Source organism: Arthrobacter sp. AIWTK1, from assembly GCF_056680535.1.
This window is the reverse complement of the sequence record NZ_CM155287.1, coordinates 862544-885442: the sequence shown is the minus strand read 5'-3', so window position 1 is coordinate 885442 and position 22899 is coordinate 862544. Positions and strand designations below refer to the sequence as shown.

At 66.0% G+C, this 22899-nt stretch carries 21 protein-coding genes and 2 riboswitches; of the genes, 6 read left to right on the top strand and 15 right to left on the bottom strand.

The genetic code is table 11. The features are described 5' to 3' along the window. The first annotated feature begins 160 nt into the window (after positions 1 to 160). Positions 161 to 907 carry a hypothetical protein gene (locus AC1MDG_RS04155; RefSeq protein ID WP_479807768.1) on the top strand — a complete coding sequence of 249 codons (747 nt, stop codon included), beginning with the start codon at positions 161 to 163 and terminating at the stop codon, positions 905 to 907. Then, positions 904 to 1635, top strand: a complete 732-nt coding sequence (locus AC1MDG_RS04150) for a hypothetical protein (protein ID WP_479807766.1) — start codon at positions 904 to 906, stop codon at positions 1633 to 1635. Before AC1MDG_RS04155 ends, AC1MDG_RS04150 begins: the two co-directional genes overlap by 4 nt. 199 nt (positions 1636 to 1834) lie before the next feature. Here the strand turns inward: AC1MDG_RS04150 and AC1MDG_RS04145 are convergent, their stop codons facing one another. The 10 genes from AC1MDG_RS04145 to AC1MDG_RS04100 form a co-directional block, all read right to left on the bottom strand. Then, positions 1835 to 4861 carry an alpha-mannosidase gene (locus AC1MDG_RS04145; protein ID WP_479807764.1) on the bottom strand — a complete coding sequence of 1009 codons (3027 nt, stop codon included), beginning with the start codon at positions 4859 to 4861 and terminating at the stop codon, positions 1835 to 1837. Positions 4862 to 5037: 176 nt separating this feature from the next. Next, complete coding sequence (gene fdhD, locus AC1MDG_RS04140; protein ID WP_043478505.1) at positions 5038 to 5910, bottom strand: formate dehydrogenase accessory sulfurtransferase FdhD; 873 nt, start codon at positions 5908 to 5910, stop codon at positions 5038 to 5040. Positions 5911 to 5981: 71 nt separating this feature from the next. After that, a complete protein-coding gene (locus AC1MDG_RS04135) occupies positions 5982 to 7511 on the bottom strand; it encodes a molybdopterin molybdotransferase MoeA (RefSeq protein WP_479807762.1) in 1530 nt (509 codons plus the stop codon). After that, a complete protein-coding gene (locus tag AC1MDG_RS04130; RefSeq protein WP_479807760.1) occupies positions 7508 to 7879 on the bottom strand; it encodes a DUF6457 domain-containing protein in 372 nt (123 codons plus the stop codon). Before AC1MDG_RS04130 ends, AC1MDG_RS04135 begins: the two co-directional genes overlap by 4 nt. A gap of 60 nt (positions 7880 to 7939) precedes the next feature. Then, positions 7940 to 8557 (bottom strand): molybdenum cofactor guanylyltransferase, encoded by a 618-nt coding sequence (gene mobA / locus AC1MDG_RS04125; protein ID WP_479807758.1) that lies wholly within the window; start codon positions 8555 to 8557, stop codon positions 7940 to 7942. A gap of 45 nt (positions 8558 to 8602) precedes the next feature. Next, positions 8603 to 9103 carry an HNH endonuclease gene (locus AC1MDG_RS04120; RefSeq protein ID WP_043479086.1) on the bottom strand — a complete coding sequence of 167 codons (501 nt, stop codon included), beginning with the start codon at positions 9101 to 9103 and terminating at the stop codon, positions 8603 to 8605. A gap of 222 nt (positions 9104 to 9325) precedes the next feature. Next, complete coding sequence (locus AC1MDG_RS04115; RefSeq protein ID WP_479807755.1) at positions 9326 to 10090, bottom strand: NlpC/P60 family protein; 765 nt, start codon at positions 10088 to 10090, stop codon at positions 9326 to 9328. A gap of 143 nt (positions 10091 to 10233) precedes the next feature. Next, positions 10234 to 10818 carry a C40 family peptidase gene (locus AC1MDG_RS04110; RefSeq protein WP_235347262.1) on the bottom strand — a complete coding sequence of 195 codons (585 nt, stop codon included), beginning with the start codon at positions 10816 to 10818 and terminating at the stop codon, positions 10234 to 10236. A gap of 160 nt (positions 10819 to 10978) precedes the next feature. After that, a riboswitch (cyclic di-AMP (ydaO/yuaA leader) is annotated at positions 10979 to 11137 on the bottom strand. A 148-nt stretch (positions 11138 to 11285) separates the two neighbouring features. Then, a complete protein-coding gene (locus AC1MDG_RS04105) occupies positions 11286 to 12107 on the bottom strand; it encodes a M23 family metallopeptidase (RefSeq protein ID WP_479807753.1) in 822 nt (273 codons plus the stop codon). A gap of 3 nt (positions 12108 to 12110) precedes the next feature. Next, positions 12111 to 12324: riboswitch (cyclic di-AMP (ydaO/yuaA leader) on the bottom strand. Between the two features lie 141 nt (positions 12325 to 12465). Further along, on the bottom strand, positions 12466 to 13161 hold the full coding sequence (locus AC1MDG_RS04100; RefSeq protein ID WP_043479080.1) for an iron-dependent transcriptional repressor DtxR: 696 nt from the start codon (positions 13159 to 13161) through the stop codon (positions 12466 to 12468). Positions 13162 to 13563: 402 nt separating this feature from the next. Here AC1MDG_RS04100 and serC point away from each other — a divergent pair, with 402 nt between their 5' ends. Further along, a complete protein-coding gene (gene serC, locus AC1MDG_RS04095) occupies positions 13564 to 14694 on the top strand; it encodes a phosphoserine transaminase (RefSeq protein WP_479807751.1) in 1131 nt (376 codons plus the stop codon). Between the two features lie 22 nt (positions 14695 to 14716). Here the strand turns inward: serC and AC1MDG_RS04090 are convergent, their stop codons facing one another. Genes AC1MDG_RS04090 through AC1MDG_RS04080 form a run of 3 tightly spaced genes read right to left on the bottom strand, consistent with a single transcriptional unit; the run spans position 14717 to position 17043 of the window. After that, on the bottom strand, positions 14717 to 16066 hold the full coding sequence (locus tag AC1MDG_RS04090; protein ID WP_082049499.1) for an MFS transporter: 1350 nt from the start codon (positions 16064 to 16066) through the stop codon (positions 14717 to 14719). Between the two features lie 45 nt (positions 16067 to 16111). Further along, the gene (locus tag AC1MDG_RS04085) at positions 16112 to 16651 is read right to left on the bottom strand and encodes a DUF3027 domain-containing protein (protein WP_479807749.1); all 540 of its coding nucleotides are present in this window, start codon (positions 16649 to 16651) and stop codon (positions 16112 to 16114) included. Between the two features lie 8 nt (positions 16652 to 16659). Next, positions 16660 to 17043, bottom strand: a complete 384-nt coding sequence (locus tag AC1MDG_RS04080; protein WP_011690655.1) for a cold-shock protein — start codon at positions 17041 to 17043, stop codon at positions 16660 to 16662. Between the two features lie 184 nt (positions 17044 to 17227). On the opposite strand from AC1MDG_RS04080, the gene AC1MDG_RS04075 reads away from it, so the two are divergent. Genes AC1MDG_RS04075 through AC1MDG_RS04065 form a run of 3 tightly spaced genes read left to right on the top strand, consistent with a single transcriptional unit; the run spans position 17228 to position 21672 of the window. After that, positions 17228 to 17461 carry a hypothetical protein gene (locus AC1MDG_RS04075; RefSeq protein ID WP_479807747.1) on the top strand — a complete coding sequence of 78 codons (234 nt, stop codon included), beginning with the start codon at positions 17228 to 17230 and terminating at the stop codon, positions 17459 to 17461. 10 nt (positions 17462 to 17471) lie between these two features. Further along, positions 17472 to 19976: a helicase-associated domain-containing protein gene (locus AC1MDG_RS04070; RefSeq protein WP_479807745.1), complete on the top strand. Its 2505-nt coding sequence runs from the start codon at positions 17472 to 17474 to the stop codon at positions 19974 to 19976. A 40-nt stretch (positions 19977 to 20016) separates the two neighbouring features. Next, on the top strand, positions 20017 to 21672 hold the full coding sequence (locus AC1MDG_RS04065) for a DNA repair helicase XPB (RefSeq protein ID WP_479809015.1): 1656 nt from the start codon (positions 20017 to 20019) through the stop codon (positions 21670 to 21672). A 54-nt stretch (positions 21673 to 21726) separates the two neighbouring features. Here the strand turns inward: AC1MDG_RS04065 and AC1MDG_RS04060 are convergent, their stop codons facing one another. Both AC1MDG_RS04060 and AC1MDG_RS04055 read right to left on the bottom strand, forming a co-directional pair. Further along, a complete protein-coding gene (locus AC1MDG_RS04060) occupies positions 21727 to 22596 on the bottom strand; it encodes an FHA domain-containing protein (RefSeq protein WP_479807743.1) in 870 nt (289 codons plus the stop codon). Positions 22597 to 22603: 7 nt separating this feature from the next. Then, positions 22604 to 22861 carry a hypothetical protein gene (locus AC1MDG_RS04055; protein WP_043479064.1) on the bottom strand — a complete coding sequence of 86 codons (258 nt, stop codon included), beginning with the start codon at positions 22859 to 22861 and terminating at the stop codon, positions 22604 to 22606. Positions 22862 to 22899: the final 38 nt, after the last annotated feature.

Genomic DNA, 22899 nt, shown 5'->3' with positions numbered 1-22899 from the left:
CCAAAACCGCCTGGAATCCCGCCGGGCATGGAAGAACCCGCTGGTCCGGACTTGGGGGGTGTACGGACCAACGGGTTCGACCATTTAGCATAGTTCATATACCCCCCGCCGTAAAATCGACCGGTGACATCCGCCCGCCCCATCCTGCAGAAAGCCATCTATGCCACTCCCCGCCAAGGCGTTCCAACGCTGGCTCCACGGAATCGCGCCCCAAGCGAGCACTGCCGACATCTGCAGAATCTCCGGGGTCAAGCGGACCACCCTGGCGCAGCAGCTGGTCCGTGGAAAAGTGGCCGAAAGCACCGTTGTCAGCATCAGCCGGGCCTTCAACATCAACCCCGTAGCGGCACTGGCCACTTTCGAGAACTACAGCGAGCTGGCCGCAAGCCCGATGCTTCCCAGCGCCGCGGAGCTGGTCAGCCAGATCGCCACGATGGATCTGCTGAAAGCAGTCATTGCCCGCTCCGCCGGAGCTGCGGGCAGGGGTGGAACGGATGCACCGGAGCACGCCCCGCCGCTGACCCCGGCACCGCATGCAACCTCAGTGAAGAACTGGGTGGATGCGATTGACGACGGCGAGCTGCGGCACCGGGTTTCCACAGCAACCGGGATCGCCCCGCAGAACTACTCCGCGCAGCTGACCGCAAACCGGTTGACTCCGGAACTGGCCCTCGCCACGTCCCGGGAAGCCGGGGTGGGGCTGACGGGCGGCCTGGTAGCCACCGGGATGATCACCGAAGCGGAAGCCGGATGGCCACCCGGAGCGAGGCAGGCGGCCCTGGACGCCTTAACTGACGGCGAACTCGCCGCGCTCGCGGGCGAAAGGCTCCAGGCACTGGGAAAAACCCTCAAGCGCCAGGAACAAGACCACGAACAAACCAAGACAATCTGGGAGAACCTCGGATGATCGAGATCCTGCAATGGTCCACCCTGGCGATTTGTGGCGCCGCCGCGGTGGCCCGCATTCCAAGTGCCGTCAGGGGTGAGAACAGGTCGCTCTTCTACATTTTCGTGCTGGCCACCCTCGCGATCCTCCTCAGCATTGATGGCCCGTACGTGGCGATCGACCGGCTGCTCGGCGGTACCAACGTCACCAACCTCATCTTGCGCTTCGTGATCTTCGCCGTCATCTTTTTCGTTGGGCTGCGTTTCATCAAGGCGTTCGGCGTCCACGGCTCGCGACGCTGGCTCCTGGGACTGCCGGGAATCCTGGTCTTTGGCGTCATCGCCGCCGTCATGGTCGCCTTTTTCCTAATGATGGATTCGTCCGGGTCCTCGGCCGGGCTTTCGGCCGTCTCCGGGCGCAGTGCCCGGAATGCCGCGCTGGTCGAGTATTACGGCGCCGCCGGCCGGGCCTACCCGGCCTACGTCTCCCTGGTTCTGCTCCCCGCCATGGTGAAGGCGGCCGCCAGCAGGCTGCCGGCGCTGGTCCGGGCGGGTGCCCTCCTGTTGGCCATCGGCGGCGTATCCCTGACCCTGAGCCTGCTCTTCCCCTTTATCCCGCCGCAGTGGCCCCTGAGGTTCATCATCAACTACGGAGCCGCCCTCTGCTTCGTCCTGGGCCTTGCCGCCATCTGGCTTGCACGGATCCGGGCAACGCGGCCGCCCGCGCGGAGCCCATCTACTGCAAAGTAGGCTTAGCGCTTTCACATAATCATTAGAACGTGAGAGAATCATGAATGTGTGAAAGTGGATGCCGAGGCTCGCGAACGGGGACAATCCGTGCGGCGCCGCGCGTCTACTGAACGCTATTGGGGGGATGAGTGGTGGCGGGCCGTTGGGGACCGCCCCCACTCAGCCTATTCAACGGTCGGACAGCCTCAGCGGCTGGGCCTCAGCGGGCAAACCGCAGGGTGACCAGCTGGAACGGGCGCAGCGTCAGCTGTGCGGAATCACGGCCCGGTTCAACGCCCTGCCCCTCCACCGGACGTTCCAGCAGGTCCACCACCCGCACGTCGCTGGTGTCGAAGTTAGCCGTCACCATGCCCTCGGAGCGCTCCCCCAAAGATTCATAGAGACGCACAATGACGTCACCGGAACCGTCCTCCGCCAGCTTCACCGCCTCCACCACGATCCCCTGGTTGAACACCGTGAACAGCGGGCTGACAGCTGTGGCCCCCTTGACTACGCGGGGTGCGAGGTTGGTGCGGTAGCCTTCCTCCACGGCGTCGGCGATGGCCGCTCCGGGCCGGATGCTGACCAATAGCTCGTGCCGTCCGCGGTCGGCGTCGGGGTCCGGGTACTTGGGTGCGCGCAGCAGTGACGTGCGGACCGTAGTGGTGGTGCCGCCGTCGTCCCGCACGCTGCGGGTGACATCGTGTCCGTAGCTGGAGGCATTGGTGACCGCCACACCGTAACCCGGCTCCGCCACGTGGATCCAGCGGTGGGCGCAGATTTCGAACTTGGCCGCTTCCCAGGACGTGTTGGTGTGCGTGGGCCGGAAGACATGCCCGAACTGCGTCTCCGACGCTGAGCGGTCTGCGCGCACGTCCAGGGGGAAGCCGATCTTGAGCAGCTTTTCGCGTTCCTGCCAATCCACGGAGGTCAGGATGCCCAGGGACCCGGAACCCGCCTCCAGTGAAATCCGCTGGGTGATCGCGGATGATCCGGCCAGCCGTTCCACCACCACGACGGCGTCCCAGCCTCCCCGCTCGAGTGTCACCGAACGCGCGTCGGTCAGTGAGGTCACGTTGCGGCGGTAGAACTCGTCAATATCCCACGCGTCCCATTCGTTGGGCGTATCGCGGTGGAGTTCCAGATGGTTCCCGAACCGGCCCGGGGCAATCGCATCGCGCCCGCTTGCGTGGTCGATCAGGGACGTCAGGAGTCCGTTGGAGTCCAGCACGGCCCTGATGACGCCGTTGTCCAGGATGTATCCCCCGCCGGCTTCAGTGACCGCTACCGGGTGGTCGCTGCGGACCGGTTCTGCGGCAGCCAGCGCGGGCACGCCGCTGCGTTCGTGCGGCGCCGCGTTGAGCAGGAACTCGCGGCTGCCCTCACCGAGCATGGCGCGTGCGGCGCCCGCAATGATGGCTTCCAGGGCATCCGAGATGGCCGCATAGTTCCGCTCTGCGTCCTGATGGACCCAGGCAATGGAACTGCCGGGCAGGATATCGTGGAACTGCTGAAGCAGGACGAGTTGCCACAGGCGCTTCAGCTCGGCGGCCGGGTACGCGAATCCGCCGGCGGTGCGGACTGATGCCGTGGCACACCAGAGTTCGGCTTCCCGGAGCAGGTGCTCGCTGCGCCGGTTGCCCCGTTTGGTCTTCGCCTGGCTGGTGTAGGTTCCGCGGTGCAGTTCCAGGTACATCTCCCCCACCCACACGGGCAGGGACGTGTATTCGGCCTGCGCCTGGGTGAAGAAGTTCGCTGCCGTTCCGATCCGGACCCTCGGGGACCCCTCGAGGTCGGCAGTGCGGTGGGCTGCGGCGATCATCTCCCGGGTCGGTCCGCCGCCGCCGTCGCCGTAGCCGAACGGGACCAGGGAGACAGTCCCGCGGCCGTGGTCCCGGTAGTTCCGTTCCGCGTGCGCCAGTTCCCGGCCGCTTAGCTCCGAGTTGTAGGTGTCCACGGGCGGGAAGTGGGTGAACAGCCGGGTGCCGTCGATTCCCTCCCAGTTGAAGGTGTGGTGCGGCATCCGGTTGACCTGGTTCCAGGATATCTTCTGGGTCAGGAACCACTTGCTGCCGGCAGCCTTAACGATCTGTGGCAAGGCGGCGGAGTAGCCGAAGGAGTCGGGCAGCCAGGCTTCCCGGCATTCCACCCCGAACTCGTCGAGGAAGAACTTCTTGCCTTCGATGAACTGCCGGGCCATGGCCTCGCCGCCCGGCATGTTGGTATCGGATTCCACCCACATGCCGCCCACGGGCACGAATTGCCCGGCCTTGACCTTCTCGCGGATACGGCCGAAGAGCTCCGGGTAGAACTCCTTCATCCAGGCGAACTGCTGCGCGGACGAGCAGGAGAAGATGAAGTCGGGGAACTCGTCCATGAGGGCAACGACATTCGAGAACGTGCGGGCGCACTTGCGGATGGTTTCCCGCACAGGCCACAGCCAGGCCGAGTCGATGTGCGCGTGACCCGTGGCAACCAGCTGATGGGCCGAGGCATACGCCGGACGGGAGAGAACTTCAGCCAGTTCTGCACGGCCTGCCGCCGCGGTGCCGGGAACATCATCCGGATCCATGACGTCAAGCATCCGTTCCAGGGCCCGCAGGATCTCGTGCCGGCGCGGCAGTTCCGTCGGGAGCTCATGCATGAGTCCGCTGAGGGTCCAGACGTCCTGCTGAAGTTCCCACACGGTCTGGTTGAGTTCGGCGATGGCCATGGCACCCAGCCGGTACTTGGGATCGCGTCCCGCTGTTGCCTTGTCGCCGTAAGGCATGGCCGCGAACGTCCACCCCTGGGCAACGTCAGGATTCGCGGCTGCCTCCACGTAGAAGTCCACTGCCATCCCGCTTCCGAGGAGCTTCAGTGGAATGTACTGGTTCCGCGGCGAGATGGCCTTGATGATGGTGCCGTCCGGCCGCCACGCGATCCCCTCGCACTGGAAGCCCGGGAGCTCCCGGGTGAACCCGAGGTCCACCACGATCTCCACCGCGGTATCCGGAGCGGTGCCCCACGAGTCGGGCACCTCGCCCTGCAGCCTCAGCCATTTGGTGCTCCACGGGTGGCCCCACGCCGATCCGTGTTCCAGCGGGACAAAGTCGTGGCGCAGTGCTTCCAGGACGGAAACAGGCTCGTCCGGAACGTCCCAGCTGCTGAGGTTCAGCGGGACGCTGCGGGCGTACACCGCGGGGTCCACGCGTTCGCGCATGAAGCGGTCAAGACGGACTTCCGTGATGCGGCGGTCGTCGTGCAATGTGGTCCTCTTTAATGCCTGTTGTATGGAAGCTGACAGCTGGTTCGCGGTATGCGTCCGGACTTTGGCTTCAGCTTATGCGCAAGCCCTTGAACTCAGCCGAAGGAGCGGATCGGCGCGTCCATTCGATGGATAAAATCTACTGTGCCGGGTCCAATAAGCCAAGCACTTTTGCCCTATCCCGGCACCGGGGCGGGAGCAGTGATGCGGTGGTCCCCGGCATAGACGTTGAGGGTGGAACCCCGGCTGAAGCCGGCCAGCGTCATGCCGCTGGCATCAGCAAGTTCAACGGCCAGGCTGGAGGGGGCGCTGACGGCGGCGAGTACCGGAATACCGGCGAGCGCCGCCTTCTGGACGAGTTCGAAGGAGGCCCGGCCGGAGACCTGCAGCACTGTCCCGGCCAGCGGCAGCCTCCGTTCGCGCAGCGCCCAGCCAACCACCTTGTCCACGGCATTGTGGCGTCCCACGTCCTCGCGCAGGCACAGCAGCTCCGCGCCGCCGTCGTCAGTGATTCTAAAGAGACCCGCCGCATGGACACCCCCGGTGGCGTCAAAGACGGCCTGTGCCGCACGGAGTTTGTCCGGGAGCCCGGACAGGGTCTCCACGGGCACAGTCAGCGGATCCGCCGCGGGGCTGAAATGCGACGACTTGCGGACGGCGTCGATTGAATCAGTCCCGCAGATGCCGCACGAGCTTGACGTGAAGATGTTGCGCCCCCTGTCAGGGCGGACGACGTCCGGCCTGAGCTGCGCTTCCACGACGTTGAAGGTCTGAACGCCGTTCTCGTCCTCGCCCGCGCAGAACCGCAGGGAGATGAGCTGCTCGGGGTTCCAGATGATGCCCTCGGAGACCAGGAAACCGGCCACGAGGTCAAAATCGTCGCCGGGCGTGCGCATGGTGACGGTAAACGGAAGGGAATCCAGCCGTATTTCCAGCGGTTCCTCCACAGCCAGGACATCCTCCCGGTGCCGCACGGGAAATTCGAGGGACTGGGGCGAGCCGTCCAGGACGAACCTGTGGATTTTGCGGCGTTGCGTCATGCGGGCCACGATGTGCTCCTTAGAGTGCGGGATATGACCATCATTGCAAGCCGGGACCACCTTCACCAGCCGGGGCCGCTTTAGCCGAGCAGGGCGCTCCAGTCCACCGGCCCGTCCGCAGCCGCCGGCTTCCGCGGGGGCTTGCGGTGAGCCGCCTTGGCCTTGGCGGCGGCAGGTTCAGGCGCCTGGATCGGAGCGCCCCAGGGCAACGCGAACGCGGGTACCGGCTCCCCTAGCTGAACGCCGTGCGGCGGAACAACCAGGACGCCGTCGGCAGCCGCCAGTCCGCGCATCATGCCGGGTCCCGTATGCCGCGCAGGCGATGCCATGCCGTACAACAGCCTGAAGGGCATCAGCCGGGTCCGGCCCGGATCAGCCTCGATCATCGCTCCGCAGGGCACCTCACTGACCGGCGGGAAGCTTCCATGGCCCAAGGCAGCCAGCAGCGGCGCGCCCACCGTGCAGAGTGCCATCATTGCGGCCAGCGGATTGCCTGGCAGGCCAAGGATGAAGCGGCCGTCCGGAAGCTCAGCGAGGACGGCCGGGTGCCCCGGGCGCATTGCGATGCCGTCGATCAACAGGCGCCCGCCCAGATCCGCGACTGCACGGCGGAGGTGGTCGGTCCCGGACTGGCCGGTTCCGCCGGTGGTGATGACGACGTCGGCAGGTGCCTCTTCCGCGGCCGCCTCCCCTGCCTCCTTCGGCAGCACCGAGCCGTGAACGGGTCCGGTGCCTTCCTCCGGCCCGCCGGGTTCCGGCCCGTCGTCTTCCAAGGCAGCAAGCCACTCGTCGTAGGCGTCGCCGATCTTCTCCTGCCCGGCGAAGATGCCGCCCAGCATCCCCACCACCGCTCCAAGCTGCGGGCCAAAGGTGTCGCGCACCTTGCCCGGCGCGGGCAGGCCCGCGGCGACCACCTCGGAGCCCGTCAGCAGGATCCTGACCACCGGTTTCCCTTGAACCTGGAGCGAGTCGTGGCCCGCCAGCGCGGCGAGGGCCAGGTGCGCCGGGTTAAGGACGGCACCGCTCTTGACCAGGACGTCACCGGCAGCTGCTTCCTCGCCTGCTTTCCGGATATGCTGGCCGTTCTTCGGTTCACCGGGCCTGGCTGCGCCGCCAAGGGCCAGCACTGGGAGCCCTTCGTCATCCGTAGCCATCACGCCGCTTTCGCTGCGGAGCACAGCCTTCGCGCCGGGGGGCATGAGCCCGCCCGTGACAATGGGGCTTGCCTGGTGCGGCGCCAGCCTCTGGCCGGGTTCGGCCAAAATCCATGGTCCTGTCCCGTTGACCGCCCAGCCGTCCATGGCCGAGGAAGCGTAGTGCGGCATGTCCTGAAGCGCCGTAATATCCGCAGCAAGGGTCCGGCCCAGCGCGTTCTTCAGCGGCACCGGCCCGGGCGGGATGGGTGTGGCGCAATCGAAAGACAGCTGCCTGGCCTCCTGCCAGGTGTGCGCCACATGGGTGTGCCCGGCATCGACGGCCCCTGCCGGGCCGGCATCGTGGGATCCGTCTGCGGAAGCTCCGGGCGCCTCGGCTCCGGTGCGGTGGGAGGTTTCCCCGTAGTCAGGAACGTCGCTGACGGCGTCACCGCCGTCCGGCGGCGCAGCCGTCATGCGCCGGAGTTCCCGCTGTTGGTGGACAGTCCGGAGGCAGGATCGGTCCGGACGGGGTCGGACACGTCCGCGGTGTGCGGCGCGCCGACAGCCGTATCCACTGCTGCATAGTCCATTGCAAGCGCCCGCGCCACGCCCAGGGCGGCCTGCATGGAAACCGCATCCGGGGCCTGCCCCGAGCCGGTCGCCATACCCGCCGCGAAGCCGGCGATGAACGTGGTCAGCGGCGCCGCAGGCCGCACGACGGAGTGGGCCGCAACACCTGCCAGCGCGAGTACTTCATTGACGTCCACCTCGACGTCCTCCAGCTCGAAGGCCTGCAGCAGCGCCCGGCACCAGTCCTCCAGCGTTTCGTCCTGGCTTTTCACTGTTGCCTCCAAACTCAGAATTCAGTTGCGGTGCCACTGCACAGTCCCACCAATGATGGCTCACGACCCCTGCCGGGACACCCCTAGCGCGGTGGCATCGTCCCAGGTATCCACGTCGTCCGTGGCACCGGCGGGGACGGTAACAGTCCGCACGTCAAGCCTAGCAAGGAGGGCGAAGACTGATGCCCCCACAAGCCCCCCGCTCTTTTCCATTTCGCCCACGGACCGTTGTAGCGCAGCCGTGCTATAAAAGCCTGCGAGTGGCTGTTTGCGGCCGTCCGGGGAGACGGCCATGACTCCCTCCGACTCCGGGCGGCCGGGGCGGTCGTCCGCGAGGGCGGTCCTCAGGGCGCCGACCGCCTGATCCGCTTTGGGCATGTCGCAGGCCAGGACCAGCGTCATCGCCGCCCTCAGCGGACCGCGCGCACGGCCCAAAGCCTCCAGGCCTGCGGCAATGGCCGCGGCGGGGCCCGCGTAAGCTGGCTCCTCCCGGCAGGTCAGGACTCCCGCCGGCAGTTCACCGGGATCCGGGCCAACTACGACGGCGGCGCCCGCGCCGGCAGCCGCCGTGAGCGACCGCGACAGGAGGGTGGCGCCGTCGTACACCAACTGGGACTTGGGCACGCCACCGAGGCGGGACGACCGCCCGCCGGCCAGGATCAAGGCATCAAACTCCACAGGGCCAGCCTAGCCATTGAGGCCGCCCTGCGCAGAGGTGACGCCTTAGGCGGCGGATTCGGGTAGCAGGAAAGGGTCCCACGCGGGCGTGGGCTTTTCCAACTCTTTAATCTGCCACATCGTGCCGTGCGGAGGCGCGGGCACGAACCTGAGCTTCCAGCCCATCTCGGCCGGCGTGTGGTCGCCCTTCACGTTGTTGCACCGAAGGCAGGCGGCCACCAGGTTTTCCCAGGAGTCCGCGCCGCCTCTCGATTTCGGGTGGACGTGGTCAATGGTGTGTGCTGCCTTACCGCAATAGGCGCACCGGTGGCCGTCACGGCGCAGGACGCCCCGGCGGCTCACGGCGGTGGCGGTGTTGTACCGCGGCCGGATGTAACGGTTCAGGAGAATCACGGACGGACGGCCCAGGATTTCCTGCGGCCCGACGACAGGATCGTCGCCTTCGGCCACCACGCTAGCTTTTCCGGTCAGCACAAGAACCAGCGCCCGGCGGAAGGTCACAACCGCCAGCGGTTCATATCCAGCATTAAGAACGAGAGTGCGCATGCACATACCTCTTCACGGCCGCACCCGTCAGGGGCTCGAGGGCCGGCTGCCCTCTGCTTGTCCGGGCTATGAATCGACAACACAAGAGTAAACACTCAAGTGGCCGATCACCGAATCGGGCCAATACCATACAGTCCGTGTCGGCAAAAATTCACCTGCCGGAAACGCAGAAGAACCCCTGCCCGGAGGCAGGGGTTCTTCTGGCAAACGTTAGCCGGGGCTTTAGCCGCCGACGCGGATGAAGACCGGGCCGGAGCCGACGTTGACGCTGAACAGTGAGGTGGTTCCACCGTTCCAGCCACCGTGCACGGCCTGGCCGTTGCCGACGTATACGGCGATGTGGGCCATGCCCATGCCGCCGTTCTCGTAGTAAGCAAGGTCGCCCGGCTGTGCCTCGGCGGCACTCACGGTGCGGCCCAGGGACAGGTACCCTGCCGGCCAGCCGTGGTAGTTGATGCCCACGGCAGCAAGTGCGTTGGTGGCAAGGGCGGTGCAGTCCTGGGCAACGCCGAGCTGGGCATAAGCCGCAGCTGCGATCGAAGCGCCGTTTCCGCTGGCAACGGCGGGGGCGGCCGGTGCTGCGGGAGCAGCCGGAGCGGATACGGTCTCGGCGACGGCAACCGGAGCGGCCGCGGGAGCAGCTTCCTGAACCTCAACGACGGGCTTGGGAGCCTCAACGACCGGAGCCGGGGAGGTGGAAACAGCCGGCTTCTCGAAGGAGATGGCGATGCTGGAGGCAGCCGAGATGTTGGCCGGAGCGGAAGACTGTACTTCCAGGGTGGAAGCAGAGGTTGCTTCGCGCTGAACGTTGGTGTCGGCAGCGTTGGCTGCGATACCGCTCGTCAGGACCAGGCCGGAGGCAGCAGCGATAACCGCAGCCTGGCGACCCATGCCGCCGGCGTTGTCGCCGACAGCCTTGGCAATGACAGCAAGCGAGTTGGTTTTGGTAACCTCGGCGCGGTGCCGTGCGATGGCACGTGTAGTCATTAGTTCTCTCTTTCGTTTTCCTCAGACTGCATGGCAGGCCGCGGTTTTTGGACGCTCCGGCATCTTGGGGGTAAGCCGGAACGGCCCGAACAGGGTTTTTTAGCGAAGTACGCGCGCTTCAGCGATGGGAAGCGCGGCGTGTTTTAGCGAAGCGTGTAGAACGCGGAGGTGCCCGTGGCGGACACCGCGTGCAGGAGGGTGCCCTGCGAGGGGTTCAGCGCGCTGATCATCATGCCGTTGCCGACGTAGATGCCAACATGTGCGCCACCGTTTTGCATGACCAAGTCGCCCGGCGCCGGAGTGGCGGTGGGCTTCATGGCGGTCCATGCATTGGTACGGGGGATGCTGATGCCGGCCTGCGCGTAAACCCACTGGGTGAAGCCTGAGCAGTCCCAGCCGCCGGGAGTGGTTCCACCCCAGACGTACGGACTGCCAATGCCCGTGTAAGCGATAGCAGCGAGGCCCGATGCTGCGGCTGAGGAAGCGGCGTCGGCAAGCTTGCCTGCCTTGGCTTCTCCGTCAGCTTCAGTGGAGGTCTCGCTGGCATCTGCACCGGTGGACTGTGCCCGAACGGTTTCAACCTTGGGCGCTGCCATCGTGGTCACTGCCGGACGCTCGAAGGAAACAGTCGCTGTGGGTTCTGCAGTTACGGCCAGCTGTGCTGACTGTGAGCCGGACTCCGTCGAAGCGGAAACGCCCAGGTTGGTATCGGCGGCATTTGCCGGCATCCCAACGCTGAGGATCAATCCGGAAGCAGCTGCGATGACAGCCGCCTGGCGACCTACGGTCCCGGCGTTGGCAGTAACAGCCCTGGACACGGAGTTCAACGGGTTCGTACGAACCGTTTGCGCACGGTGGCGCGCAGAATTGTGACGTGTAGACACGAAGGTAGCCTCTCCCAATGCCTACGAGGTGAGCTGTCGGATTCGGATGGGAGTCACCCGGCCGCTCGGCTTCCTGGGAAGCGTTGCGACTTAACCCCAAGGTCTTCTTGCGAAGACCAAAATTGGTTCCCCCGCCTCTGCCAGACGATGTCATGCGAACGGACCTTGAGCGGTGGCAGAGTTAGGCAATCCACTCAAGAGCGCCAACTTCGGAAAAGTTGGCGTGCTCTAAACGGTACAGGAATTCCGAACGAATGTCACATTCAGATCACGGCATGTCACAGGAATGCGAGAGTGACCCATCGTTTGGATCAGAGCCAGCCGAGCGGGTCGACGACTTCGCCGTTGACCATTACTTCGAAATGGAGGTGGCAGCCGGTAGAGGCTCCAGTGGTCCCGCTGAGCGCCACGACGTCGCCGCGGCTGACCTTCTGGCCTACCTGGACGCTGGACGACGAGAGGTGGTTGTACGTGGTTTCCAGGCCGTTGCCGTGGTCGAGCACCACGCGGTTACCGCCGCCGTAGGGGTGCCAGCCGGAGAAGGTCACGGTTCCACTGGCAGCAGCGAAGACGCTGGTGCCGCACTGGGCCGCGTAGTCCTGGCCGCGGTGGAACTCGCCGGCTCCGCCCGTGATGGGGCTGACCCGGAAACCGAAGGGTGAAGCGGTGACCATCTGTTCCAGCGGCGCCCCCAGGCTGCCGGTGGACGCCGCACGGGTGATCGTTCCCGCTGACTGGGCGCTCAGGAGTTGCTTGAGCTTGCCGTCGGGATCCCCCTTGGTGGCTACGGTGGTCCGGTTGAAGTCGATTTTGGCGCTGGCGGCAGCGGAGACCTCCGGCTGCGCCGCGACTGCTGCGGCAGCGGGGTTTCCCGTGTCTGCCGTGGATGTCATGGGTCCAGTGGACGGCACGGTCACGGTGAGGACCAGTCCGGTGGCCGCCAGAGCAATGCCGGCTTTCTGACCCACGCCGCTGGCGGCAGCAAACTCGGTCACCTGGCTGAACAGGCTCCGGCGTCGCCGGGCATCGCGGTGTGCATCGCGCGGCCTGACCGTCATAACGGCTTCGGCCACGGGGTACTCCGAAGCGGGACCGGTCGCCCTGCGGCGGCCCCTGACGGTCTGCGTGGTCAAGAAATATCCTCTCTGGATAGCCTGCGAAGTTAGCTGTCGGATTCGGGTCAGAGAGATCACAGACCCGGCCCGCCAATGCAAGGCATCCGACACAGGGGTGTCCCTAAGGAATCCTTCGTCGGAAGTGGCTTGCCGCTGACGGACTTCACCCCAAGACCGTTTGATAACGGCCGATGGTGGTTCCCCCGCCTCTGCCAGGAGGTGATTCGTACGCTGATCCGCTGGCAGAGCTCGGCTTCGGATCAGGTAACGCTTTAGTATCGGCGCTAGTCCTCAACTATAGGTGATTAACCAGCGCGGTAATAATTCCGTTATCTTCGTCTCAGCCCGGTTGTAGGTGGTCCTACGAGTTGGGCGGTTAGCTGACGGTAACAAACACGTGGGCCGCAACTTCGGGCGGCAGTTCCAAGGCGCCTTCGATCTCGGGCACGCGCACCGAGATGTACTCGCCCACACGCTCCAGCGCGAGGGTTGCGCCCGGGCGGATCCCGCCTTCGTCGAGCTGCACCAGAAGCTCCGGCTCAACCTGGATCGGCTCGGCCAGCCGGCTGACAGTGACGCGGGAGTCGGCCCCGTATGCGCTCATGGCGTCGAGGAGGTTCACCACGCCGTCGGTGAACGCGGGGGCGGGCTGGCCGCCGAGGGCTGCCAGGCCGGGAATGGGATTGCCGTAGGGGGAAACCGTGGGGTGGTCCAGTAGTTCGAAGATGCGCCGCTCCACGCGTTCGCTCATGACGTGTTCCCAACGGCACGCTTCGTCGTGGACGTACGCCCAGTCGAGGCCGATGACATCAGCCAGTAGCCGTTCCGCGAGGCGGTGCTTGCGCATGACCTCCGTGGCCCGTTTCCGGCCGGTTTCGGTGAGCTCAAGGTGGCGGTCACCCGAAACAACTACAAGTCCGTCGCGTTCCATCCGCCCGATGGTCTGCGAGACGGTGGGGCCGGAGTGGCGCAGCCGTTCGGCAATCCGGGCGCGGAGAGCAACGATGTTCTCTTCCTCAAGCTCCAAGATTGTCCGAAGATACATCTCAGTAGTGTCGATCAGATCCGTCATCCAGCTCAGCTCCTCGAGCACAGTCCTTGCGTCAGTCCCACCGTACCGCGCGGAGGCCTTCCTGTTGGCCTCGGCGACGTGGGCCTGCATCCACCGATCAACCTCCGGGGACGGCCTCACGGGATCAGCCCGGCCGGCATCGCGGCCCGCTGTACGTCAGGGAACAGCTTAGCCTATTTTGAATTACTCCGGATAATCCCCCCACAGAACCAAAGCGGAACCGAAGCAGAACGGAACAGCGACGGAAACACAGTTGCCCCTGCAATGTCTCAGTGACTGGACTATGACGGATGCCGTTCCGTGCCCCGCGGGCACGTCAGGCAGAATGTAGGGGATTCCCACTGCAGGAACCCGTGCATTGCCGGGCCTTTTCCACGTCCACGCCGAAAAATTGGAGCCACTGTGAGCGACACCAGCATCACTATCCCCGCCAACCTCCTGCCCAAGGACGGACGGTTCGGCGCCGGGCCTTCAAAGGTCCGCCCCGAGCAGATCGAAGCACTGTCCGCCGCATCAGCCACGCTTCTGGGCACGTCGCACCGCCAGGCCCCGGTCAAGAACCTCGTAGGGTCCGTCCGCAACGGCCTCAGCGAGTTCTTCCGCGCCCCTGAAGGCTACGAAGTCATCCTCGGCGTGGGTGGCTCCACCGCATTCTGGGATGTCGCGGCATTCGGACTGGTGGACAGCAAGGCCCAGCACCTCTCCTTCGGCGAGTTCGGCTCCAAATTCGCCTCTGCCACCAACCAGGCTCCGTTCCTGGACGCATCCTCCATCATCAAGGCCGATCCCGGCACGCGGCCCGTGGCGCAGGCAGAGTCGGGCATTGACGTCTACGCCTGGCCCCAGAACGAAACGTCCACGGGTGTGGCCGCCCCCGTCAAGCGGGTGGCCGGGGCAGATGAAGGGTCGCTCGTCCTGATCGATGCCACCTCCGCTGCCGGCGGACTGGATGTCGATGTGTCGGAAGCTGACGTGTACTACTTTGCGCCGCAGAAGAACTTCGCGTCCGACGGCGGGCTGTGGCTCGGCCTCTTCTCCCCCGCCGCGTTGGAGCGCGCGGCGCGCATCAAGGCAAGCGGCCGGTGGATCCCCGACTTCCTGGACCTGCAGACCGCCATTGACAATTCGCGTCTCAACCAAACGTACAACACGCCGGCGCTGGCCACCTTGGTGACTATGAACGCGCAGGTGCAGTGGCTCAACGCCAGCGGCGGGCTCGATTTTGCCGCTGCGCGCACCGCCGACTCGGCTGGCCGCATCTACTCCTGGGCAGAAGCCTCCGAATACGCCACCCCGTTCGTGGCCAAGGCCGAAGACCGTTCAAACGTGATTGCCACCATCGACTTCGACGATTCAATCGACGCAGCGGCTATCGCGAAGGTCCTCCGCTCCAACGGGATTGTGGACACGGAGCCGTACCGCAAGCTGGGACGCAACCAGCTGCGCATCGCCACCTTCGTGGCGATCGATCCGGACGACGTCACCGCGCTCCTGTCCAGCATCGACTACGTCGTGGGCGAACTGCGGAAGTAAGTAACCAGTCAACGCTGATGCGTTAGCGTTCGACGGCGTCGTCCGGGTTTTGGTCCCGGACGGCGCCTTCTTCTTTGCCCACGCTGCTTTCAGCTTCGCCGGAGTTGTTGGACTTCGCGGACACCACCCGGAAATAGCGCAGCCCCCGGGCGCGGCGGTTGAATCCGAGCCGCAGCTGCTTAGCCCGGATGATCCACACCATGCCGATCAGTGCGGCCAGCAGCCCGGAAGCGGCAGCCACGGACATGGACCACCGGGGGCCGGCAACGTTGGCCACCCATCCCACCAGAGGAGCCCCGACGGGTGTGCCGCCCATGAAGATAGCCATATAAAGGGCCATCACCCGGCCGCGCATCACCGGGTCCGTGGTGGTCTGCACATAGCCGTTGGCGCTGGTCATCATCGTGATGGCAAAGAGGCCCACCGGCACCAGAGCGACGCCGAACCAGAAGTAGCTGGGCGCCAGGGCCGCCAGCCCGGACGTGACGCCGAACGCGCCGGCTGCCCCGAAAATGATCCGGAGCCGGGGCTTGGCCCGGCCGGCGGACAGCAATGCACCCGCCACGGAGCCGATGGCCATGATGGAGTTCATCAACCCGAAGGCACTGGCATCCAGACCGAATTCCGTGCCCACCATGGCCGCGATGAACAGGACGAAGTTCAACCCGAGGGTGCCCACGATAAAGACCGCCACGAGCACCACTACGATGTCCGGGCGGAACCGCACATAGCGCAGTCCCTCACGGATACGTCCCTTGCCGGCCGCCGCCCTGGGAAGGACGCGCAGGGATGAAGAGGGTATCTTCCACAGGCTGAACAAGAGGGCCAGGAACGTCACAGTGTTGATCAGGAACACCCACCCCGGCCCGACGGCCACCGTCAGCACGCCGGCCACTGCGGGCCCGATCATCCTGGCGACATTGAAGGAGGCACTGTTGAGTGCCACGGCATTGGGCAGGTAATCGTCGCGCACCAGTTCCGAGACGAACGTCTGCCTGACGGGAGCATCAAGGGCGGACACCAGGCCCAGCAGCAGGGCGAAGGCGTAGACGTGCCATAGTTGCCCGGCGCCCAGGACCACCAGGAGCCCGAGGCCTGTGCTCAGCAGCGCCATGGCCGACTGCGTCATCACCAGGAGGTGGCGGCGGTTGAAACGGTCCGCCACCAGCCCGGCCACGGGCGCGAGGAAGAGCTGCGGCCCCAACTGCAGGGCCATGGTTATACCCATTGCCCCTGCATCGTGGTCTGTCAGATGGGCGAAGACCAACCAGTCCTGGGCCGTGCGCTGCATCCAGGTACCGATGTTGGAAATCAGGGCGCCCACAAACCACAGGCGGTAATTGAGGATGTGCAGGGACTTGAAGGTAGACATCATCGCCGGCCTCCGGGTTGCTCAGTCCCCCATGGTTCCAACTGGCTAGTCGACCTCGCGGGCCGAGTCGGTTTCGCTCTCCGGGGCGTCGCCGGGGTCGCCGTTCGAACCGGCAACCTCGCCGTCGTCATCGGAAGCGGCATCTTCGTCGCCGTCGGAAAGGGCCGGGCCGGCGTCCACCATGTCGGCGTCGGATTCATCGTCCTGGGCGTCTTCCGGGCGTACCCGTTCAGCCCACGGCACCCACTCAGGAGCCAGGATCGAGTCCTCCGAAGGCAGCAGGCCAAGTTCGTTCACCGTGATGACCTTGGACCGGGAATTGCGCGTGATCACGGCGTACCACTGCCATCCCTGGTACCCGGCCAGCCTTGATTCGAAGAGATGCGTGACAACACGGTCCCCCTCGCTCTTGGCTCCCAGATGCTGTCCGATCTGCTCGGCCGGGGCGATGCCCTCAACAGCAGCCCTGGCAAAGTCCACGGCCGCAGCGAGCACCGCGTCCGGTTTGCCGGTGCGCCACACAGGAACGCCGGCACGGGGCTTTGACGCCGGTTTGGGGGTGCTCTGGTCAGGTTGGGAAGTCATGCGGATGCCTAGGCGTCCAGCTCGTCGGCAACCTTACGGAGGGCAGCGGCGATCGCCTTGGCCTTGTTGCCTTCCGGGTACTTTCCGGCGGACAGCGTTCCGGACAGGTTGTCCAGCACGGTCACCAGGTCCTGGACGAGGGGTGCCAGGTCCTTGGCGCTGGGACGCTTTGCCTTGGCAATGGACGGTGTCTTGTCCAGCACGCGCAGGCCGAGGGCCTGGGCTCCCTTGCGCCCGTCAGCAACGCCGAACTCCACGCGGGTGCCGGCCTTGAGTTCCGTTACGCCCTCGGGCAGCGCGGATTTGGGCAGGAACACTTCCTGGCCGTCCTCACCTGCGAGGAATCCGAAGCCTTTTTCCTTGTCATACCACTTGACCTTGCCGGTAGGCACGTAATCAACCTTCTTCGTTCTGGACTTCCTGTGACACGGCCGGCGGCCACCGCATCCGCACTGATATGCGGGTTCAGGGTATGACTGCCTGGACCATGTTGGTCTGTATCTTCAAGGTTATCCTGCCGGGACCAGGATTCCCGCTTTGCGGCACGGCAGGGGCCGGGCTGTTAGCGTTACTTCCATGACACCCTCCCGCTACCGGCGGCCACTGATGATCGTTGCGGCGGCTATTGCCGTCCTTTCACTGGCTGCCGTGGGCGCCGTCATGGCCATTGCCTTTGCCGGCAGCGCAGCCCCGGTGTGGGTGACGTCCCTGGCCCTGTACGGCCTGCCGCTGGCTTTCCTCCTCATGATCGTCCTGGTGATCGACGGCGTCGCCGCCCGCCGCCGGGCAGGAAAGTCCGGCGGGCGGTAACGTTGGACTGATGTCCCTTATTCGCGCGCTCAGCAAGGAACTGGAGGCACGCAGCGACGACTCGTTGCGGGCCTTGTTCTCCGCGCGGCCGGACCTGGTCTCACCGAACGTTCCCGACTTTGCGGCCCTCGCGGCCCGGGCCAGCGCGAGGGTCAGCGTGCAACGCGCACTGGAGCGGCTGAACCGGCCGCAGATGCAGGTCCTGGAGACCCTCCACCTCTGCACCAATACGGACACCGCCCACAGCGCATCGGCCGCGGGACTGAAGAAAGTCATCCACGGCGCGTCGCTGGCCGCCATTGAACGCATCCTGCAGTCACTTGAAGAACTGGCCCTCGTGCACCGTGCAGAACCCCCGCACGGCGCCGTCGTCCCGGCCGGTCCCCGCCAGCGCTTCTACCTCCCGGTGGGAAGCCTCCGTGACGTTGTGGGGATTTATCCGGCGGGACTGGGCCGGAGCTATACGGAACTGGTCCGGCTGCAGCCGGCCTTCGCCCAGCGCGTGGTGCAGCTCGTCGCCGAACTGCACCACAGCGGAGCCGCGATCCATCCCGCCACCACCCCGATGGAAGCAGCCCTGTCACTGCAGCATTGGACGGCCACACCTGAAGCCTTGAACCAGATACTCGCCACAGCCCCGGACCGCACCACGGCCCTCCTGGCCCGCTTCGGGAACTGGGCCATGGGCGCCGTACCGCAGGCGCAGCGGCGGGCGTCGGTGCTTCACGAAGGCTCCGACGTCGGGCCTGTGGACTGGCTCCTGGCAAGGGGCCTGCTGGTGCCGCTGGACGCCGCACACGTGGAATTGCCGCACAGCGTGGGAATCGCCCTCCGCGGCGGCGCCGTGATCGAGGACTTCACGCTCACTCCCCCCGCTCCGAAACTTGGGCAGACCACCGCAGCGTTGCGCCGCAATGCCGCCCTGGGCGCCATCGCCGAGACCCTCCGCCTGACCGGCGAACTCCTGTATGCCGTGCGGGAGCAGCCCCTCGTTACCTTGCGGAGCGGCGGCGTCGGGGTGCGTGAGATGAAGCGGCTGGCTGACTCGCTGCGGATAGATCTGCACCGGGCCGGCCTGCTGGTTGAGCTCTGTGCCCTGGCCGGACTGCTCCGGCTGGACGTTGACAGTTCCGCCTGGGTCCAGCCGGAACAGCTGGAGTGGCTGACGCTGCCACGCCAGGAGCAGTGGCTCTGGCTCGTGAACGCCTGGCTGGCCAGCGAACGCGCCCCGTCGCTGGTGGGCCAGCCCGTCACCGGCCCCGGTGCGGGGCAGGTCCCGCACCGGGCAGCTGCCGGCACCACCATCAACGCACTCTCAGCCGAAGCCCAGCGGCCGGACGCGCCCGTCGTCCGGAAGCGCATCCTGGAGATCCTCAACGAACTCACCCTTGAGGCCGAGGAAGCGGACGGCAAGGCGCCGGTACTGGACGCCGCGGCCGTGCTTCAACGGGCCGAATGGACCCAGCCCCGGATGGCCCGGCGCTTCAGTTCACTGATTCGGGGTGTCCTGGCCGAAGCGGAAATGCTCGGCCTCATCGGATCGGGCGCACTCAGCCAGCTGGGCTCGGCCATTGCCGCGGAACGGCCGGATGAGGCACTGGACATCCTTGGAGAGCATCTGCCGGCCGCACTCAACCACGTCCTGCTGCAGGCTGACCTCACCGCCGTGGCGCCGGGCTACCTGGCACCGGAGTTGAGCGAAAAGCTGCTGGTGATGGCCGACGCCGAGGGGCAGGGCCCGGCCACCATCTACCGCTTCTCCGTGGCGTCCGTCCGCCGCGCCCTCGACGCCGGCCATGACGCCGCCAGCCTGTTGGGTTTCCTGCGCGAGCACTCGGCCACCGCTGTACCGCAGCCGCTCGAATACCTCGTGGAGGACACCGCGGCCCGGCACGGGAGGCTGCGCGTTGGCGTGGCCGCCAGCTTCATCCAAAGTGACGACGAAGATGCCCTGCTGGAACTGGTCAAGGAATCCGGCGCCGCCGGGCTGGGGCTGGTCCGCATCGCCCCTACGGTCCTCGTCTCCCATGCGGCCCCCAAGGAAACCGCGCAGGTACTGCGTGCGCTGGGTTTGTCGCCGGCCGTCGAGGAACCGCAGTCAACGCTGATCCGGATCCGCCGGACCACGGCCGTTCCGGGCAGCGGACGTCCCGTGTACAGCGCGCCGCGCACGGCGCCGGCGGAGGCCGACGTCGACGCCCAGCTTGCGATTCTTCGCAGCCAGAGCGCCCCCCACGCTCCGAGCGGGAACGGGGGCCACCGCCCGCCGTCGGCAACAAGCGGGGAGGAAGCAACGCAGCTCGGCCTCGAGACCCTGCAAAAAGCCATCCGCCTCCGGCAGGCAGTGGTAATGAACGTTGTGGACAGCCAAGGGAATTCCAGCCGGGAAACGGTTGTTCCGGTTTCTGTGAACGGCGGACGGGTCAGGGTCTTCGACCCCGCACGCGAAACGGAACGCGTGCTCTCCATCCACCGGATCATCGACATTGAGGCGGAAGAGGAATTCCAGCAGTGACCAGCACCCCACGTACCTCCCGTATGACGGCTTGGGCACCGTGAACGACGGGCCCCTGATCGTCCAGAGCGACAAAACCATCCTGCTCGAGGTGGACCATGAGCAGGCGACCGAAGCCAGGCACGCCATCGCCGCCTTCGCCGAACTGGAGCGCGCACCGGAACACGTGCACAGCTACCGCCTTACTCCGCTGGGACTGTGGAACGCCCGTGCGGCAGGGCTGGACGCGGAACGCGTGCTGGACACGCTGTTGAAGTATTCACGTTTCCCGGTGCCGCATTCGCTGCTGATCGACATCGAAGAAACCATGTCCCGGTACGGCCGGCTGCGGCTGGAAAAGGACCCGCAGCACGGCCTCGTGATGCGGACCAGCGACTACCCCGTGCTCGAGGAAGTCTCCCGTGCCAAGAAAATCCAGCCCTTGCTCGGTCCGCGGATCGACGGCGAGACCGTGGTGGTCCACTCCTCGCAGCGCGGGCAGCTGAAGCAGCTGCTCCTCAAGATCGGCTGGCCCGCCGAAGACCTGGCCGGCTACGTGGACGGCACGCCGCACCCCATCATGCTCAACGAATCCGGCTGGAAGCTCCGGCCGTACCAGAAACTGGCCACAGAGAACTTCTGGGCCGGCGGCAGCGGCGTCGTCGTGCTCCCCTGCGGTGCAGGGAAAACGCTGGTGGGCGCGGCCGCCATGGCAACCAGCTCCACCACGACGCTGATCCTGGTGACCAACACCGTCTCCGCCCGGCAGTGGAAAGACGAGCTGGTCAAGCGGACGTCGCTGACGGCGGAGGAGATCGGCGAGTACTCCGGTTCGGTCAAGGAGGTCCGCCCGGTCACGATCGCGACGTACCAGGTCCTGACCACCAAACGCGGCGGGCTCTACCCCCACCTTGAACTGGTGGACGGCCACGACTGGGGCCTGATCATCTACGACGAGGTCCACCTGCTGCCGGCACCCATCTTCCGGATGACGGCGGACCTGCAGGCGCGGCGGAGGCTGGGGCTGACGGCAACGCTGGTGCGCGAGGACGGCCGCGAAGGCGAAGTCTTCAGCCTGATTGGCCCCAAGCGCTACGACGCCCCGTGGAAGGACATCGAGGCCCAGGGCTACATCGCGCCCGCGGACTGCGTGGAAGTCCGCGTGGACCTTCCACACGACGAACGCGTTGCGTACGCGATGGCCGAGGACGCCGACAAATACCGGCTGTGTGCCACGTCCGAGACGAAGACCACCGTGGTGGAACAACTCGTGGCGCAACACCGGGGTGAGCAGCTGCTGGTCATCGGCCAATACATTGACCAGCTGGACGAGCTGGGTGAGCGGCTCCAGGCACCGGTGATCAAGGGTGACACGTCGGTGAAGGAACGCCAGAAGCTCTTCGCGGCCTTCCGGACGGGCGAGGTGAAGACCCTGGTGGTGTCCAAGGTGGCCAACTTCTCCATTGACCTTCCGGAGGCTTCGGTGGCCATCCAGGTCTCCGGCTCGTTCGGTTCCCGGCAGGAGGAAGCCCAGCGCCTGGGCCGCCTGCTTCGCCCCAAGCAGGACGGCCGCGCGGCACGGTTCTACTCCCTGGTGGCCCGGGACACCCTCGACCAGGACTTCGCGGCAAAGCGCCAGCGGTTCCTCGCCGAGCAGGGATACGCATACCGGATCATGGACGCCAAAGACGTCGGACGGAATCCCACGGCCACGTAATCCACGGCACCCGCAGGTCCGGCCGGCCCTCCCACTGCTGCGGACGGCCGGCGGTCAGCTGATCCCGCGCGATCCGTCCACTTCCGTAGTTCCTGTCCGCGGATCCAGCTGCGGCGCCTGGTAGGCCAGCTCGCCGCCGCTGCGGCCACCGAAGGGACGCCCGTGGTCGGCGAATTCCTCACGGAAATAGGCCAGGCACCACTGCCCCATTTGGATCCGCGCGCCCGTTCGGAGAATGGACTCGCCGGTTGACGCGACGCTTCCGGCGACCCGCCCGTGCGGCACCAGTACGTACTCGTCATCAGCGTTATGGACTATTTCCGCATGGATCCCGTCCAGGCCGGCAAGCTGGATGTCCGAGGAATCGTCGCTTCCGATCCTCACGATCTCCCTGCTGAGCGTAAATTCGCGCGGCACCTGGCCGTTCCACGTGGCCGAGTCCTGCACGAAAATAAGCCGCGGCCTGCCGCTGCCCCGCGTGTGGTGGGTGGTGGTGACATGGCGGACGATGCTCCGCCTGACGGTCGGCATCAACGGCAGCGGTGTCTGCGGTGGCAACAGCGAGAATCCCCGCGCCGGGCGCCGTCCACGCTTCATGAGGGGCGCCAGGGCGCCAAGTTTTCCGAGCTTGATATGGGGTGAGCGGGTGATGAGCCGCTGCGATGCCGGGCTCGTCACCGCGCCGAGGCTCACGATGTGGCCGTCCGGACCGTCAACCACCACCGTGAGCCCCCGTTCCGCGAGCGTTTGGGCCAGCGGACGGATCTCATCAAGCGACGGCATGCCGTTTGAACTGAACGATTCCAGGCCGTCCACGGCGATTCGTACCTCGCTGCCGCCGGCCCGCGCCGTTCCCCGCGTTACCGTTCCGGACTCATCAGTGAATGAGAAGTCCAGGTCCATGTCGAGGCGGAATCCGTTCACGTCCGGCTCAGCTCCGGTTCTCGTCTGACCCCAGGGCGTCTTTGTCACTGGTGGTCACCCGGAGGCTGCCGTTGAGCTTCCACGTAGCGCGCGGGGCGTCGGGGCCGATGTCCCGCGGGACCTCCACGGTCATGTCGATGAAGTTATAGTTGATCGCTGCGCCCTTGCCCGTCAGGTAGGACCACATTTCCTCAGCCAGGTCTGCCCAGTCGCGGATGCTGCGGTCGGCAGTACGGGTACTCTCAGGCGCGTTTATTTCCGTCATGGTGGTAATGCCCTTCATTGGGTGCCGCATGAACGATT